The 14760-nt window shown below is 58.3% G+C and carries 14 protein-coding genes; 11 read left to right on the forward strand and 3 right to left on the reverse strand.

Annotated features, from left to right (window positions below):
* Positions 1 to 6 precede the first annotated feature (6 nt).
* The 3 genes from ssuC to F8N12_RS08390 all read left to right on the forward strand — a co-directional run bounded on the left by ssuC (position 7) and on the right by F8N12_RS08390 (position 1914).
* Entirely contained in the window at positions 7 to 789 is a 783-nt protein-coding gene (ssuC, locus tag F8N12_RS08380; protein WP_150580036.1) for an aliphatic sulfonate ABC transporter permease SsuC, read from the forward strand.
* Positions 786 to 1592 carry an aliphatic sulfonates ABC transporter ATP-binding protein gene (ssuB, locus tag F8N12_RS08385; protein WP_150580037.1) on the forward strand — a complete coding sequence of 269 codons (807 nt, stop codon included), beginning with the start codon at positions 786 to 788 and terminating at the stop codon, positions 1590 to 1592. The genes ssuC and ssuB overlap by 4 nt, the downstream gene beginning before the upstream one ends.
* Positions 1593 to 1698: 106 nt before the next feature.
* Positions 1699 to 1914, forward strand: a complete 216-nt coding sequence (locus F8N12_RS08390; protein ID WP_003444581.1) for a TOBE domain-containing protein — start codon at positions 1699 to 1701, stop codon at positions 1912 to 1914.
* Positions 1915 to 2116: 202 nt separating this feature from the next.
* Here the strand turns inward: F8N12_RS08390 and F8N12_RS08395 are convergent, their stop codons facing one another.
* Both F8N12_RS08395 and F8N12_RS08400 read right to left on the reverse strand, forming a co-directional pair.
* Positions 2117 to 2755, reverse strand: a complete 639-nt coding sequence (locus F8N12_RS08395) for a TetR/AcrR family transcriptional regulator (RefSeq protein ID WP_150580038.1) — start codon at positions 2753 to 2755, stop codon at positions 2117 to 2119.
* A 398-nt stretch (positions 2756 to 3153) separates the two neighbouring features.
* A complete protein-coding gene (locus tag F8N12_RS08400; RefSeq protein WP_028623670.1) occupies positions 3154 to 4530 on the reverse strand; it encodes a glutamine synthetase family protein in 1377 nt (458 codons plus the stop codon).
* A gap of 279 nt (positions 4531 to 4809) precedes the next feature.
* Here F8N12_RS08400 and F8N12_RS28205 point away from each other — a divergent pair, with 279 nt between their 5' ends.
* The 8 genes from F8N12_RS28205 to F8N12_RS08440 all read left to right on the forward strand — a co-directional run bounded on the left by F8N12_RS28205 (position 4810) and on the right by F8N12_RS08440 (position 13558).
* Positions 4810 to 5097 (forward strand): glutamine amidotransferase, encoded by a 288-nt coding sequence (locus F8N12_RS28205; protein ID WP_150580039.1) that lies wholly within the window; start codon positions 4810 to 4812, stop codon positions 5095 to 5097.
* 37 nt (positions 5098 to 5134) lie between these two features.
* A complete protein-coding gene (locus tag F8N12_RS08410) occupies positions 5135 to 6493 on the forward strand; it encodes a glutamine synthetase family protein (RefSeq protein WP_150580040.1) in 1359 nt (452 codons plus the stop codon).
* Positions 6494 to 6553: 60 nt separating this feature from the next.
* A complete protein-coding gene (locus F8N12_RS08415; RefSeq protein ID WP_150580041.1) occupies positions 6554 to 7918 on the forward strand; it encodes an aspartate aminotransferase family protein in 1365 nt (454 codons plus the stop codon).
* 182 nt (positions 7919 to 8100) lie between these two features.
* The gene (locus F8N12_RS08420) at positions 8101 to 9198 is read left to right on the forward strand and encodes a polyamine ABC transporter substrate-binding protein (RefSeq protein ID WP_150580051.1); all 1098 of its coding nucleotides are present in this window, start codon (positions 8101 to 8103) and stop codon (positions 9196 to 9198) included.
* Between the two features lie 243 nt (positions 9199 to 9441).
* The gene (locus F8N12_RS08425) at positions 9442 to 10539 is read left to right on the forward strand and encodes a polyamine ABC transporter substrate-binding protein (RefSeq protein WP_150580042.1); all 1098 of its coding nucleotides are present in this window, start codon (positions 9442 to 9444) and stop codon (positions 10537 to 10539) included.
* A 72-nt stretch (positions 10540 to 10611) separates the two neighbouring features.
* Complete coding sequence (locus F8N12_RS08430) at positions 10612 to 11754, forward strand: ABC transporter ATP-binding protein (protein WP_150580043.1); 1143 nt, start codon at positions 10612 to 10614, stop codon at positions 11752 to 11754.
* A 35-nt stretch (positions 11755 to 11789) separates the two neighbouring features.
* Positions 11790 to 12668 carry an ABC transporter permease subunit gene (locus F8N12_RS08435; protein WP_191623131.1) on the forward strand — a complete coding sequence of 293 codons (879 nt, stop codon included), beginning with the start codon at positions 11790 to 11792 and terminating at the stop codon, positions 12666 to 12668.
* Positions 12668 to 13558, forward strand: a complete 891-nt coding sequence (locus F8N12_RS08440) for an ABC transporter permease subunit (protein WP_150580045.1) — start codon at positions 12668 to 12670, stop codon at positions 13556 to 13558. The genes F8N12_RS08435 and F8N12_RS08440 overlap by 1 nt, the downstream gene beginning before the upstream one ends.
* Positions 13559 to 13701: 143 nt before the next feature.
* Here the strand turns inward: F8N12_RS08440 and F8N12_RS08445 are convergent, their stop codons facing one another.
* Positions 13702 to 14343, reverse strand: a complete 642-nt coding sequence (locus F8N12_RS08445; protein ID WP_150580046.1) for an HD domain-containing protein — start codon at positions 14341 to 14343, stop codon at positions 13702 to 13704.
* Positions 14344 to 14760 lie beyond the last annotated feature (417 nt).

Consider the following 14760-nt stretch of genomic DNA (forward strand, 5'->3'; position numbering starts at 1 on the left):
CGCGTCATGAAGAAAATCATCCACAGCCTTGCGCCCTGGGCGTTGCCGGTTTTGCTGCTGGCGGTGTGGCAGCTGTCGGTGTCGGCGGGCTGGCTGTCGACCCGGATTTTGCCGGCGCCGATCGCGGTGATCGAAGCCGGTATCAGCCTGGTGCAGAGCGGCGAAATCTGGACGCATCTGGCGATCAGTGGCTGGCGTGCGGCGCTGGGTTTTACCATTGGCGGCAGCCTCGGCCTGGTGCTGGGTTTCATCACCGGCCTGTCGAAATGGGGTGAACGCCTGCTCGACAGCTCGGTGCAGATGATCCGCAACGTTCCGCACCTGGCGCTGATTCCGCTGGTGATTTTGTGGTTCGGCATCGACGAGTCGGCGAAGATTTTTCTGGTGGCGCTGGGTACGTTGTTTCCGATCTACCTCAACACTTACCACGGCATTCGCAACGTTGATCCGGCGCTGGTGGAGATGGCGCGCAGTTACGGCTTGTCCGGATTCAGCCTGTTCCGCCAAGTGATTTTGCCGGGTGCGTTGCCTTCGATTCTGGTCGGCGTACGTTTCGCCCTGGGCTTTATGTGGCTGACGCTGATCGTCGCGGAAACCATTTCCGCAAGCTCTGGCATCGGCTATCTGGCCATGAATGCCCGAGAGTTCTTACAGACGGATGTGGTGGTGCTGGCGATTCTTCTGTACGCGGTGCTCGGCAAGCTGGCCGACCTTGCGGCCCGTGGTCTGGAGCGTGTCTGGTTGCGCTGGCATCCGGCGTATCAGGTTGCCAAGGGAGGTGTCGAATGACGGCTCAACAACCCCCACGTCTATTGCGCGGGATACCGCTGGCGGTGCGCAAACTGCAAAAAACCTTTGGCTCGCGACAGGTGTTGCGCGGCATCGATTTGCACATTCCGGCCGGTCAATTTGTGGCCGTGGTCGGTCGCAGCGGTTGTGGCAAAAGCACGTTGCTGCGCTTGCTCGCCGGGCTTGATAAACCTAGTGGTGGTGAATTGCTCGCGGGCTCCGCCGCGTTGACTGACGCGCGCGAAGAGACGCGGCTGATGTTCCAGGAAGCGCGGCTGCTGCCGTGGAAAAAAGTCATCGACAACGTCGGTCTCGGCTTGTCCGGGAACTGGCGGCCGCAAGCGCTGGAAGCCTTGGAATCAGTCGGTCTGGCGGATCGCGCCAACGAGTGGCCGGCGGCACTCTCCGGTGGGCAGAAGCAGCGTGTGGCGCTGGCCCGCGCGTTGATTCATCAGCCGCGCTTGCTGCTGCTGGACGAGCCCTTGGGCGCACTGGATGCGCTGACTCGAATTGAAATGCAGCAACTGATCGAGCGGCTGTGGCAGAAGCACGGTTTCACCGTGTTGCTGGTGACCCACGACGTCAGTGAAGCGGTGGCGATTGCCGATCGGGTGATCCTGATCGAAGAGGGCGAAGTCGGCCTCGACTTGCACGTAGAACTGCCGCGCCCCCGAGTGCGTGGCTCTCATCGACTGGCGACGCTGGAAACCGAAGTGCTCAACCGCGTCCTCGCATTACCCGGCCAACCGCCGGAACCGGAACCCGTTTCACCCCTGCCCACGCAGTTGCGTTGGGCGCAATAGAAGCAGCGGCAAGTTGCAAGCTTCAAGCTGCAAGTGGATTGGATTGCTTTTACTTGCAGCTTGAGGCTTGCCACTTGCATCTCATGTCGACCTTAGGAGAAATCGTATGACGATCAAAGCCATTAACGTTCGTAACCAGTTCAAAGGCCACATCAAGGAAATCGTGCTGGGTGACGTGCTCTCGGAAATCGACGTGCAGACCGCCTCGGGCATCGTCACTTCAGTGATTACCACGCGCTCGGTGAAGGAGTTGGAGCTGGTGGTCGGTAGCGAGGTGATTGCGTTTGTGAAATCCACCGAAGTGTCGATCGCCAAGTTGTGATCCATGCGCCACCTATAGCCCCGAACGGCACAAGCCTTTCGGGGTTTTTTTATGCGTGTGAACAGGTCATGTCAGCGGCGCGGCCATCGCGAGCAGGCTCGCTCCCACAGGGATTTTTGTCGTACTCAAATGCTTTGTTCGCCGAAGATCCACTGTGGGAGCGAGCCTGCTCGCGATGACGCCGTAGGAGCCGCCACGCAGATCAGGTTGAAACCGTGCGCTTTGGCAGATACGGCGGCAGATAGAGCCCAAGGTACGCATCAAACACCCGCATCCCTTCTTCTGCCATGCGCGGGGTAATCTGTCCGTGCTGCTGCACCGAGCGCGCGTACACCCGATCCCCTAGCTCCATGGCCAGCGCAAACACATCGACATCGGTCGGCAGTTTCGGCAGTTCGAAATGGTGATCGAACAGCTTGTGCATCAAATCGCCCAGTTCAATGTCGTGCTGACGGTCGGCCTGAGTCACTTCGGTCAAGCCATGCTGGGCGAGGATCAACTGCCGCGCGGCGGCATCTCCTTCGTAAATCTCCAGCATGCGCTGTTCGACCAGGCGCGAGAGGTCGTGCCAGTTGCGCAGCGCATCGTGATCGATGGGTGCTTGCAGACAGGCGCGGAAAGCGCCGTGAACGTCGGCGGTCAGCGCTTCGAGCAGGGCCGGAACGCTCGCGAAAAAGTGGTAGACGGAGGAGGGCGGAATCTCCGCGCGCTCGGCTACGCTGTAAATCGACAGGCTGGCCACGCCCTCGGCCGCCAGCAGCGTGCGCGCGGCGTCGAGTATCGAATCGATCCGCGCCTGACTGCGGGCGCGGGGTTTGCGAACGGTGGCGATGCGCGTCATTGGAGACTCCTGCGGGGGCAGGGGGCATTGTACGCAGAGCGCAGAGATGTTCCACATCCCCTGTGCCGGGGGGTCTTATTGGTGAAGGGGTTTCGCTGTGGTGAGGGAGTTCTTTGTGGTGAGGGGGGTTCGCTGTAGTGAGGAGTTCTTTGTGGTGAGGGGGTCTACCTGTGGCGAGGGGGTTTACCCCCGTAGGAGTGCGCAGCGCTCCCTCTATAGTCCATTCTGGTCAGTCAGGCATACCGCGTTGACTGTTCATGGGAGCGCTGCGCACTCCAACGGGGGTAAAGCCCCTCGCCACAGGGATTGAGTGCTGACCATGGTTAGAAGGTCTATCTGAGCCATAAAAAAACGCCGCAGGCTGTGAGGCCGGCGACGTTCTTTTTTACTGCACCCGCTTACACGGTGTGCAGGTACCAGTTGTATTCAAGGTCGGAGATGGAGTGTTCGAACTCCTCCAGCTCACTTTCCTTGCAGGCCACGAAGATATCGATGTATTTCGGATCGATATATTTGGCCATGACTTCGCTGTCGTCCAGCTCGCGCAATGCGTCGCGCAGGTTGTTCGGCAGGCTCTGCTCGTTCTGCTCGTAGCTGTTGCCTTCAACCGGTGCCCCCGGCTCGATCTTGTTGGTCAGACCGTGGTGCACGCCTGCCAGAACCGAAGCCATCAGCAGATACGGGTTGGCGTCAGCGCCGGCCACACGGTGCTCGATACGCACAGCGTCCGAGGAACCGGTCGGCACGCGGATCGCCACCGTGCGGTTATCCAGGCCCCAGCACGGCGAGTTCGGCACATAGAACTGTGCGCCGAAACGACGGTAGGAGTTGACGTTCGGGCAGAGAAAAGCCATCTGCGCGGGCAGGGTCTCGAGCACACCGCCGATCGCGTGACGCAGTGCGGCGTTCTGCTCGGGATCCTCGCTGGCAAAAATATTTTTGCCTTCTTTATCAAGAATCGAAATGTGTACGTGCAGACCATTGCCGGCCTGGCCCGGGTAAGGCTTGGCCATGAAAGTGGTGTCCATTTCATGGTCGTAGGCAATGTTCTTGATCAGACGCTTGAGCAGTACCGCGTAGTCGCACGCCTTGATCGGGTCGGCGACGTGGTGCAGGTTCACTTCGAACTGCGCCGGGGCACTTTCCTTGACGATTGCGTCGGCAGGTATGCCTTGCTCTTTGGCACCTTCCAGAATGTCCTGGAGGCAGTCGACGTATTCGTCGAGGTCGTCGATCAGGTAGACCTGAGTCGAATGCGGGCGCTTGCCGGATACCGGCGAGCGTGGCGGCTGCGGACGACCGTTCACGTTTTCCTGGTCGATCAGGTAAAACTCCAGCTCGAACGCGGCGCAGATGGTCAAGCCCATCTCGTCGAACTTACGAACGACATTGGCCAGCACTTCCCGCGGGTCAGCGAAGAACGGCTGGCCTTCAAGTTCGTGCATGGTCATCAACAGTTGCGCGGTAGGGCGCTTCTGCCAAGGTTCATTGCACAGAGTGTCGGGGATTGGATAGCAGATACGGTCAGCATCGCCGATGTCCAGACCCAGGCCGGTGCTTTCCACCGTCGAGCCATTGATATCCAGAGCAAATAGGGAGGCCGGCAGGTTGATGCCTTTCTCGTAAACCTTGTGGAGACTGGTGCGTTCGATGCGCTTGCCGCGCACCACACCATTCATATCCGCAATCAGAAGGTCAACGTACAGAACCTCAGGATGTTCCTTAAGGAACGCGTTCGCTTCGTTAAGCTGAACGGCACGCGGGGGTACCGACATGATGCAACACCTTTGTTGTTAAAAATATCAATCATTGATCTCTTCGGGTTTCAGTCAACCCGAACGGCATGCCGAAGTCAAGCGAGGCCTTTTTTGCCCTAAAAAAGCGCTCACAGGGCAATTTTGAGGCACTTTGGGGCGTTTTTATGTCATTGAGCGCTTTGCCGGCTGCGGGCTTGAGCGGGCCGTGTTGTATTTTTTACGGGGGTGTTGTGTAAAAAAATGAACAAGGCTAAGCTCCGATTCAAACCCATAACAGCAATAATACCGGGGTGCTTCATGTCTCGCCTGCCGTTGATCGGCGTCACCTCCTGCCCGCTGCAGGGCTTTGTGCCGGCAGCGTCCGATATTCTGGACGGGCTCGATGGCAGTCTGGTTACCGGCGCTTCTTCCAATATAGAACTCTTTTTCGAGCACGGCTCGGCCATTGCGTCGTACGTTGCTCATGATTCTGCACGCGCAAACCCTACAATGTCTTTCCACGCTACTGTCGAGGCGGGTATTCGTGCGCGGCAACCACAGTGGCAATCTGTACCAAGCGACGCCCACGCGTCAAACAACGCCTGACTTACAAGAGTCAGGAAACTCAGCCTAAGAGGCATTTATGAGTAACAACCTCGACCAGCTCACCGATTGGTTGAAAGACCACAAGATCACAGAAGTCGAATGCATGATCGCCGACTTGACCGGGATCACCCGAGGCAAGATTTCGCCGACCAACAAGTTCATTGCTGAAAAAGGCATGCGCCTGCCCGAGAGCGTTCTGTTGCAGACCGTGACCGGCGACTATGTCGAAGACGATATCTATTACGAGCTGCTCGACCCGGCCGACATTGACATGATCTGCCGCCCCGACCAGAACGCGGTGTACATGGTGCCCTGGTCTATCGAGCCGACCGCTCAGGTGATCCACGATGCCTATGACAAGCAAGGCAACCCGATCGAGCTGTCGCCGCGCAACGTCTTGAAGAAAGTCCTGAAACTCTATGCCGACAAAGGCTGGCAGCCCATCGTGGCGCCGGAAATGGAGTTTTACCTGACCAAACGCAGTGACGACCCGGACTATCCGCTGCAGCCGCCGATTGGCCGTTCCGGTCGCCCGGAAACGGGCCGCCAGTCGTTCTCGATCGAAGCGGCGAACGAGTTCGACCCGCTGTTCGAAGACGTTTACGACTGGTGCGAGTTGCAGGAGCTGGACCTCGACACATTGATCCACGAGGACGGCACGGCGCAGATGGAAATCAACTTCCGTCACGGCGATGCCTTGTCCCTGGCCGACCAGATCCTGATCTTCAAACGCACCATGCGCGAAGCGGCGCTCAAGCATAACGTCGCGGCGACGTTCATGGCCAAGCCCATGACCGGCGAGCCGGGCAGCGCAATGCATTTGCACCAGAGCATCATCAGCATGGAGACCGGCAAGAACGTGTTCTCCAATGATGACGGGACCATGAGTCAGCTGTTCCTGCACCACATCGGTGGCTTGCAGAAACTGATCCCCGAACTGTTGCCGCTGTTCGCGCCGAACGTCAACTCGTTCCGCCGCTTCCTGCCGGACACTTCGGCGCCGGTGAACGTGGAGTGGGGCGAAGAGAACCGCACCGTGGGTCTGCGGGTTCCGGATGCCGGGCCACAAAACCGTCGGGTGGAAAACCGCCTGCCGGGTGCTGATGCCAATCCGTACCTGGCGATTGCCGCGAGCCTGCTCTGCGGCTACATCGGCATGGTCGAAGGGCTCAACCCAAGCGCACCGGTAGTGGGCCGTGGTTACGAGCGGCGCAACCTGCGCCTGCCGCTGACCATTGAAGACGCGCTGGAACGTATGGAAAACAGCGCGACTGTCGAGAAGTACCTTGGCAAGAAATTCATCACTGGCTATGTCGCGGTCAAGCGGGCCGAGCATGAAAACTTCAAGCGCGTGATCAGTTCGTGGGAGCGGGAATTCCTGCTCTTCGCCGTCTGATCCGCCGGGCGCCGCCGCTGTCGGGCGGCGCTTTCACCTGATCTTTTTAGGAGAATTCGCATGACCAGCAACAATCCGCAAACCCGTGAATGGCAGACACTGAGCAACGATCACCACCTGGCCCCGTTCAGCGATTTCAAACAGCTGAAAGAGAAAGGCCCGCGCATTATCACCAGCGCCAAGGGTGTGTACCTCTGGGACAGCGAAGGCAACAAGATCCTCGACGGCATGGCCGGCCTGTGGTGTGTGGCGATCGGTTACGGTCGCGATGAACTGGCCGACGCAGCCAGTAAGCAGATGCGTGAACTGCCTTATTACAACCTGTTCTTCCAGACCGCTCACCCGCCGGTACTCGAATTGGCCAAAGCCATTGCCGACATCGCGCCGCAAGGCATGAACCATGTGTTCTTCACCGGCTCCGGTTCCGAAGGCAACGACACGATGCTGCGCATGGTTCGCCACTATTGGGCGATCAAGGGCCAGCCGAACAAGAAAGTCATCATCAGCCGCAAGAACGGTTATCACGGTTCCACCGTGGCCGGCGCGAGCCTGGGTGGCATGACGTACATGCACGAGCAGGGCGACTTGCCGATCCCGGGCATCGTTCACATCGCGCAGCCGTATTGGTTCGCCGAAGGCGGCGACATGACCCCGGAAGAATTCGGTGTGTGGGCGGCCAATCAGCTGGAAGAGAAGATTCTCGAAGTCGGCGTGGACAACGTCGGGGCCTTTATTGCCGAGCCGATCCAGGGTGCCGGCGGCGTGATCATTCCGCCAGAGACCTACTGGCCGCGCATCAAGGAAATCCTCGCCAAGTACGACATCCTGTTCGTCGCCGACGAAGTGATTTGTGGTTTCGGTCGCACCGGTGAGTGGTTTGGTACCGATTTCTACGACCTCAAGCCCGACATGATGACTATCGCCAAGGGCCTGACTTCCGGTTACATCCCGATGGGTGGCCTGATCGTGCGCGACGAGGTGGTCGCAGTGCTCAACGAAGGTGGCGATTTCAACCACGGTTTCACGTACTCGGGCCATCCTGTTGCCGCAGCCGTGGCGCTGGAAAACATCCGCATCATGCGCGACGAGAAAATTATCGAGCGCGTTAATACGGAGTCGGCACCCTATTTGCAAAAGCGTCTACGGGAGCTGAACGATCACCCGTTGGTGGGGGAAGTACGCGGGGTAGGACTGCTGGGGGCCATTGAGCTGGTTCAGGACAAGGCCACGCGCAAGCGCTATGAAGGCAAGGGCGCCGGGATGATCTGCCGCACGTTCTGCTTTGAAAACGGCCTGATCATGCGTGCCGTCGGCGACACCATGATCATTGCTCCGCCGCTGGTGATTACCAAGGCTGAGATCGATGAACTGGTGACCAAGGCACGCAAGTGTCTGGACCTGACCCTGAGTGCGTTGCAGGGCTAAGTGCTAGGCTCTGAGCGAAGTGCGATGCGCGCATTTTGCTCGGAGCAAAACAAAGGCTGGGTCTTTCCTTGAAAGCCTGCCTTGGATCTTGCCAGACGACCCACCGTTCGGATGACCGGGAAAGGCTGCCGAGCATGCGGTTAAAAAGAAAAACTGGAGCATTACCCATGAAGGCATTAGGTATGAAGATAGCTGGCAAGACCCTCCTCGCCATGTCCCTGATGGGCGTGATGGCAGGCGCCGTTCAGGCGGATGACAAAGTCCTGCACGTGTACAACTGGTCCGATTACATCGCACCGGATACCGTCAAGAAGTTCGAAGCCGAGTCGGGGATCAAAGTCGTTTACGACGTTTTCGACAGCAACGAAACCCTGGAAGCCAAGTTGCTGGCAGGCAAGTCCGGCTACGACATCGTCGTGCCGTCGAACAACTTCCTGGCCAAGCAGATCAAGGCTGGCGTCTATCAGAAACTGGACAAGTCCAAGCTGCCCAACTGGAAAAATCTCAATACCGACCTGCTCAAAGCGGTCTCGGTGAGTGACCCGGGCAACGAACACGCTTTCCCGTACATGTGGGGTTCGATCGGCATTGGTTTCAACGCCGAGAAGGTCAAGGCTGCACTGGGTGCCGATGCGCCGACCAATTCCTGGGACTTGCTGTTCAAACCTGAAAACGCCGCGAAGTTGAAATCGTGCGGTATCAGTTTCCTCGATTCGCCAACCGAGATGCTTCCGGTGGCGTTGCACTACCTGGGCTATCCAACCGACAGCCAGGACAAAAAACAATTGGCCGAGGCTGAAGCACTGTTCCTGAAGATTCGTCCTTCGGTGGGCTACTTCCACTCCTCCAAGTACATCTCCGATCTGGCCAATGGCAACATCTGCGTAGCCGTCGGTTACTCCGGTGACATCTACCAGGCCAAAGCGCGCGCCGCTGAAGCCGGTGACAAGGTCAAAGTCAGCTACAACATTCCGAAAGAAGGTGCAGGCAGCTTCTACGACATGGTCGCCATCCCTAAAGATGCTGAAAACGTCGAAGGCGCCTACAAATTCATGACCTTCCTGATGAAGCCGGAAATCATGGCTGAAATCACCAACGCCGTACGCTTCCCGAACGGCAACTCGGCCGCCACGCCGTTGGTGGAAAAGGACATTACCGAAGACCCGGGCGTCTACCCGCCTGCGGACGTGCTGGCCAAACTGTATGCGATTGCCGACCTGCCGGCCGCGACTCAGCGAATCCTCACGCGCAGCTGGACCAAGATCAAATCCGGTAAGTAATCAGTAAAACCCCTGTAGCAGCTGCCGCAGGCTGCGTCCGACTGCGAAGCAGTTGTGCTGTTGAAAACGCGGCAAGGTCCTTCGGACCTTAACGCAGCCTTCGGCAGCTGCTACAGGTATCTGCATAAAAGTTTTGCTGGAATGGATTATCGAGGGTAAGTTGCGCGCCGGTTTGTTGCCGGGCAGCCATGGCTGTCATGTGACGCGGGCAACTTGGGCCCAACTAATTTAGAGGACCTTCACTTGCCTATTTTTTCTGTGTTGCGCAATGCATTGCTGGTCGGCGCTGGCTTGACCCTGGCGGTCAGTGTTCAGGCGGCCGGTACCGTGCATATTTATAACTGGTCGGACTACATCGGCGAGTCCACCCTGGCAGATTTCGAGAAAGAGACCGGGATCAAACCGGTCTACGACGTGTTCGACTCCAATGAAACCCTGGAAGGCAAGTTGCTGGCCGGGCGCACCGGTTACGACGTGGTCGTGCCGTCCAACCACTTCCTCGGCAAACAGATCAAGGCCGGCGCTTTCCAGAAGCTCGACAAGAAACAACTGCCCAACTATGCCAACCTTGATCCGTTGCTGCTCAAACGTCTGGAGCAGAACGATCCCGGCAACCTCTACGCCGTGCCGTATCTGTGGGGCACCAACGGCATCGGTTACAACGTCGAGAAGGTCAAGGCAGTGCTTGGTCTCGACAGGATCGATTCGTGGAACGTGGTGTTCGAACCGGAAAACATCAAGAAGCTGCAAAGCTGCGGCGTCGCGTTTCTCGACTCTGCCGACGAAATGATGCCCACGGTCCTCAACTACATGGGTCTGAACGCCAACAGCACCAACCCTGACGATTACAAAAAGGCCGAAGCCAAGTTGCTCAAGGTGCGGCCTTACGTGACTTACTTCCATTCCTCCAAATACATCGCCGACCTGGCCAACGGCGACATCTGCGTGGCGATCGGTTTCTCCGGTGACATGTTCCAGGCCAAGGCCCGCGCGGCCGAAGCCGGCAAAGGTGTGGACATTGCCTACTCCATTCCCAAAGAGGGCGGCGCGCTCTGGTTTGACATGTTGGCAATCCCGAAAGACTCGAGCAACGCCAAGGAGGCGCACGCCTTCATCAACTATTTGCTGAAACCCGAGGTGATTGCCCAGGTCAGTGACTATGTGGGCTACGCCAACCCGAACCCCAAATCGGACACGTTGATGGAACAGTCCATTCGCACCGATGAGTCGGTGTATCCACCCCAGGCCGTCCTCGACAAGACCTATGTGTCGATCGAGTTGCCACCGAACATTCAACGCTTGATGACCCGCAGCTGGACCAAGGTCAAGTCGGGCAAATAGCTTTTGGCCTCAAACTATCCAAGGTTGGCTCACCTTGAGCGAACTGCACTCTTTTTTTTGGGAGTTTCGTAAATGGCAGTTGCCTCCGGCGCCTACAAGAAAGCCCTCGAGGGCGACCAGACACCCAAGCAGGTGCTGGTCAAAATCGACCGGGTCACGAAGAAGTTCGACGAGACGATTGCGGTGGACGATGTGTCCCTGGAGATCAAGAAAGGCGAAATCTTCGCCTTGCTCGGCGGTTCGGGATCGGGCAAATCCACGTTGCTGCGTATGCTCGCAGGCTTCGAAAGGCCCACGGAGGGGCGCATTTTCCTTGATGGCGTAGACATCACCGACATGCCGCCGTACGAGCGGCCCATCAACATGATGTTTCAGTCTTACGCATTGTTCCCGCACATGACCGTGGCGCAGAACATCGCCTTCGGCCTCAAGCAGGACAAGATTCCCGCCGCTGAGGTTGATGCGCGGGTCGCCGAAATGCTCAAGCTGGTGCAGATGAGCCAGTACGCCAAGCGCAAGCCGCATCAGTTGTCCGGCGGTCAGCGTCAGCGGGTGGCGCTGGCCCGTTCGTTGGCCAAGCGGCCGAAGCTGTTGCTGCTCGACGAGCCAATGGGCGCACTGGACAAGAAACTTCGTTCGCAGATGCAGCTGGAACTGGTCGAGATCATCGAGCGCGTGGGCGTAACCTGCGTGATGGTGACCCACGATCAGGAAGAGGCCATGACCATGGCCGAGCGTATCGCGATCATGCACCTGGGCTGGATCGCGCAGATCGGCAGCCCGATCGATATCTACGAAACTCCGACCAGTCGCCTGGTTTGCGAATTCATCGGCAACGTCAACATCTTCGAAGGCGAAGTGGTGGACGACGCCGAAGGTCATGCGCTGATCACCTGCAAGGACCTGGACCGCAACATTTTCGTCGGTCACGGCATCAGCACCTCGGTGCAGGACAAGTCGGTCACCTACGCGATCCGGCCGGAAAAACTGCTGGTCACCGCCGACATGCCGACCTGTGAGTACAACTGGTCCAGCGGCAAGGTCCACGACATCGCCTACCTTGGCGGCCATTCGGTGTTCTACGTCGAATTGCCGAGCGGCAAAATCGTCCAGTCGTTCGTCGCTAACGCCGAGCGTCGCGGCCAGCGCCCAACCTGGGGCGATCAAGTGTTCGTCTGGTGGGAAGACGACAGCGGCGTGGTACTTCGCTCATGAACATGCGCAAGTTCAAACGCCGCCTCAACCGAATAATTCCCGGTGGCCGTCAGCTGGTCATCGGGGTTCCGTTCATCTGGCTGTTTCTGTTCTTCATGCTGCCGTTCTTCATTGTGTTGAAGATCAGCTTTGCTGAAGCCGATGTCGCCATCCCGCCGTACACCGAGATTTACACGTTCGTTGAGCAAAAACTGCAGTTGCTGCTGAACCTGGGCAACTACGTGATGCTCACCGAGGACGAGTTGTACATTGCCGCTTACCTCGGCTCGCTGAAGATGGCGCTGATCAGCACCGTACTGTGCCTGTTGATCGGTTACCCGATGGCCTACGCCATTGCCAGCGCGCGCAAAGAGATGCAGACGGTGCTGGTGCTGCTGATCATGATGCCGACCTGGACCGCGATCCTGATCCGCGTTTATGCGTGGATGGGCATCCTCAGCAACAACGGCTTGCTCAACGGGTTCCTGATGACCATGGGCTGGATCGATGAGCCGCTGCAAATCCTCAACACCAACCTCGCGGTTTACATCGGTGTTGTGTATTCGTACCTGCCTTTCATGATCCTGCCGCTTTACGCCAACCTGGTGAAGCACGACAACAGCTTGCTGGAAGCCGCGTCCGACCTGGGTTCGAGTACCTTCAACAGCTTCTGGAAGATCACCATCCCGCTGTCCAAGAACGGCATCATCGCTGGCTGCATGCTGGTGTTCATTCCGGTGGTGGGTGAGTTCGTGATCCCGGAACTGCTCGGCGGGCCGGAAACCTTGATGATCGGTAAAGTGCTCTGGCAGGAATTCTTCAACAACCGTGACTGGCCGGTGGCGTCTGCCCTGGCGGTGGTGATGCTGGCAATCCTGATCGTGCCGATCATTCTGTTCAACCGTAGTCAGGCCAAAGAAATGGAGGGCAAATAATGAAGCGCTTCCGTTTCTCGAGTTTCATGCTGGTCGTGGGTCTGCTGTTCATCTACCTGCCAATGCTGATCCTGGTGATCTACTCGTTCAACGCCTCGAAACTGGTCACGGTGTGGGGCGGCTGGTCGATCAAGTGGTACGTCGGCTTGATGGACAACTCGCAGCTGATGGGCTCGGTGCTGCGTTCGCTGGAAATTGCCACCTACACGGCGGTGGCGGCGGTGGCGCTGGGCACAATGGCGGCATTCGTGTTGACGCGGATCAGCCACTTCAAAGGTCGCACGCTGTTCGGTGGTTTGGTCACCGCGCCGCTGGTGATGCCGGAAGTCATTACCGGTCTGTCTCTGTTGCTGCTGTTCGTGGCGATGGCGCAAATGATCGGTTGGCCGCAGGAACGCGGCATCATCACGATCTGGATTGCCCACACTACGTTCTGTTCGGCGTATGTGGCGGTGGTGGTGTCGGCACGTTTGCGTGAGCTGGACCTGTCCATCGAAGAGGCGGCCATGGACCTTGGCGCACGACCGTGGAAGGTGTTCTTCCTGATCACCATTCCCATGATCGCGCCGTCGCTGGGTGCGGGCGGCATGATGTCGTTCGCGCTGTCGCTGGATGACCTGGTGCTGGCAAGCTTCGTCTCCGGGCCGGGCTCGACCACGCTGCCGATGGAAGTGTTCTCGGCGGTGCGCCTGGGGGTGAAGCCGGAGATCAACGCCGTGGCCAGCCTGATTCTGCTCGCGGTGTCGCTGATGACGTTTTTGGTGTGGTTCTTCAGTCGCCGTGCCGAAGAAGCGCGCAAGCGTGCGATTCAGCAAGCGATCGAAGAAAGCGCAGCGGATTCGTGGAAGCAGCCGGATGTGCGTCGGGCGCAGGCGCCGGGAGCGGTTTGAACCAATGAGGTGATCACATCGTTGTGATCACCTCAGCCCACTGTGGGAGTGAGCCTGCTCGCGATGGGGCCATGTCAGGCGATACATTCGTTCACTGATAGAGCGCTATCGCGAGCAGGCTCACTCCACCGGTTTTTTGGTGTTCAGGAGACCCAAGGCGATTTGCGGATGATCTCGACAAAGTTCATCGGCTTGAACCCTGCTTCGCTGTCCTCCAGCACATCCGCATTCACCGTGCCAAACGTGGTATCCGGCTTGTGTTTGAAGCCATTGGCGAACGCACACAGAATGCATTCCTTGAATCCGTCACCGCGCGGATGCGCATGCACGACTGCCTCGCGTTGCTCAACCGGGAACGCGGCATAGTCGATACCCAGCACATCCATTTCCACCCCGGCAGTCACCAGCGCCACATTCGGACGCAGGTGCTGCGGCACGCCTGGCGTGGTGTGCAGGGCGATGGACAACCACACCTGCTCGATATCGTCATCGCTCAAACCGTACGGAGTGAGGAACGCTTTGGCGGCATTGGCGCTGTCGACCTCAAAACGCTCGTCTGCGGAACGATGGCCTTCCATCAAGCCCAAGTCATGGAACATCGCCCCGACATACAGCAACTCTGCGTTGTAGGTCAGTTGCTTGCGTTTACCGCTCAGCGCACCGAACAGAAATACCCTGCGAGAGTGGTTGTACAGCAGGTCTGATTCGACGTCGCGAATGTATTCAGTAGCGGCCCTGGCCAAAGCGCTGTCGGGAATTCTGATGCCGGCGATGGTGTTGTTCATGGACCTTACCTCGTGAAGAACGCCGTAACGGCGCTGATGGAATCAGTCTGTTCTTCACCTTGAACACAGACAATCGGCCCATGGCTGCGATCTTTGCCAATCAACCTGCATATCGCGCCAGCCTCGCTTGTTGCACGCCTATTGGTTAACTTCGAGGGGCCTCTTTGTGGCGAGGGGGCTTGCCCCCGTTTGAGTGCGCAGCACTCCCGTGCTTCTGGGGCCGCTGCGCAGCCCAACGGGGGCAAGCCCCCTCGCCACAGAGAGGCCCATTGCTACAGGGAGCGCCATTGCCACAGAGAGGTCCATTGCTACAGAGAGCGCCATTGCCACAGAGAGGCCCATTGCTACAGGGAGCGCCATTGCCACAGAGAGGTCCATTGCTACAGAGAGCGCCATTGCCACAGAGAGGCCCATTGC

Source organism: Pseudomonas fluorescens (assembly GCF_902497625.1).
GTDB classification, from domain to species: domain Bacteria; phylum Pseudomonadota; class Gammaproteobacteria; order Pseudomonadales; family Pseudomonadaceae; genus Aquipseudomonas; species Aquipseudomonas fluorescens_BQ.

Bases quoted from the DNA above. Each gene is read 5' to 3' on its own strand.
- F8N12_RS08445 (WP_150580046.1), bottom strand. From the start codon at position 14,343: ATGAACAACACCATCGCCGGCATCAGAATTCCCGACAGCGCTTTGGCC.
- F8N12_RS08415 (WP_150580041.1), top strand. From the start codon at position 6,554: ATGACCAGCAACAATCCGCAAACCCGTGAATGGCAGACACTGAGCAAC.
- F8N12_RS08420 (WP_150580051.1), top strand. From the start codon at position 8,101: ATGAAGATAGCTGGCAAGACCCTCCTCGCCATGTCCCTGATGGGCGTG.
- F8N12_RS08395 (WP_150580038.1), bottom strand. From the start codon at position 2,755: ATGACGCGCATCGCCACCGTTCGCAAACCCCGCGCCCGCAGTCAGGCG.
- F8N12_RS08430 (WP_150580043.1), top strand. From the start codon at position 10,612: ATGGCAGTTGCCTCCGGCGCCTACAAGAAAGCCCTCGAGGGCGACCAG.
- ssuB (WP_150580037.1), top strand. From the start codon at position 786: ATGACGGCTCAACAACCCCCACGTCTATTGCGCGGGATACCGCTGGCG.
- F8N12_RS08390 (WP_003444581.1), top strand. From the start codon at position 1,699: ATGACGATCAAAGCCATTAACGTTCGTAACCAGTTCAAAGGCCACATC.
- F8N12_RS28205 (WP_150580039.1), top strand. From the start codon at position 4,810: ATGTCTCGCCTGCCGTTGATCGGCGTCACCTCCTGCCCGCTGCAGGGC.
- F8N12_RS08410 (WP_150580040.1), top strand. From the start codon at position 5,135: ATGAGTAACAACCTCGACCAGCTCACCGATTGGTTGAAAGACCACAAG.
- ssuC (WP_150580036.1), top strand. From the start codon at position 7: ATGAAGAAAATCATCCACAGCCTTGCGCCCTGGGCGTTGCCGGTTTTG.
- F8N12_RS08400 (WP_028623670.1), bottom strand. From the start codon at position 4,530: ATGTCGGTACCCCCGCGTGCCGTTCAGCTTAACGAAGCGAACGCGTTC.
- F8N12_RS08440 (WP_150580045.1), top strand. From the start codon at position 12,668: ATGAAGCGCTTCCGTTTCTCGAGTTTCATGCTGGTCGTGGGTCTGCTG.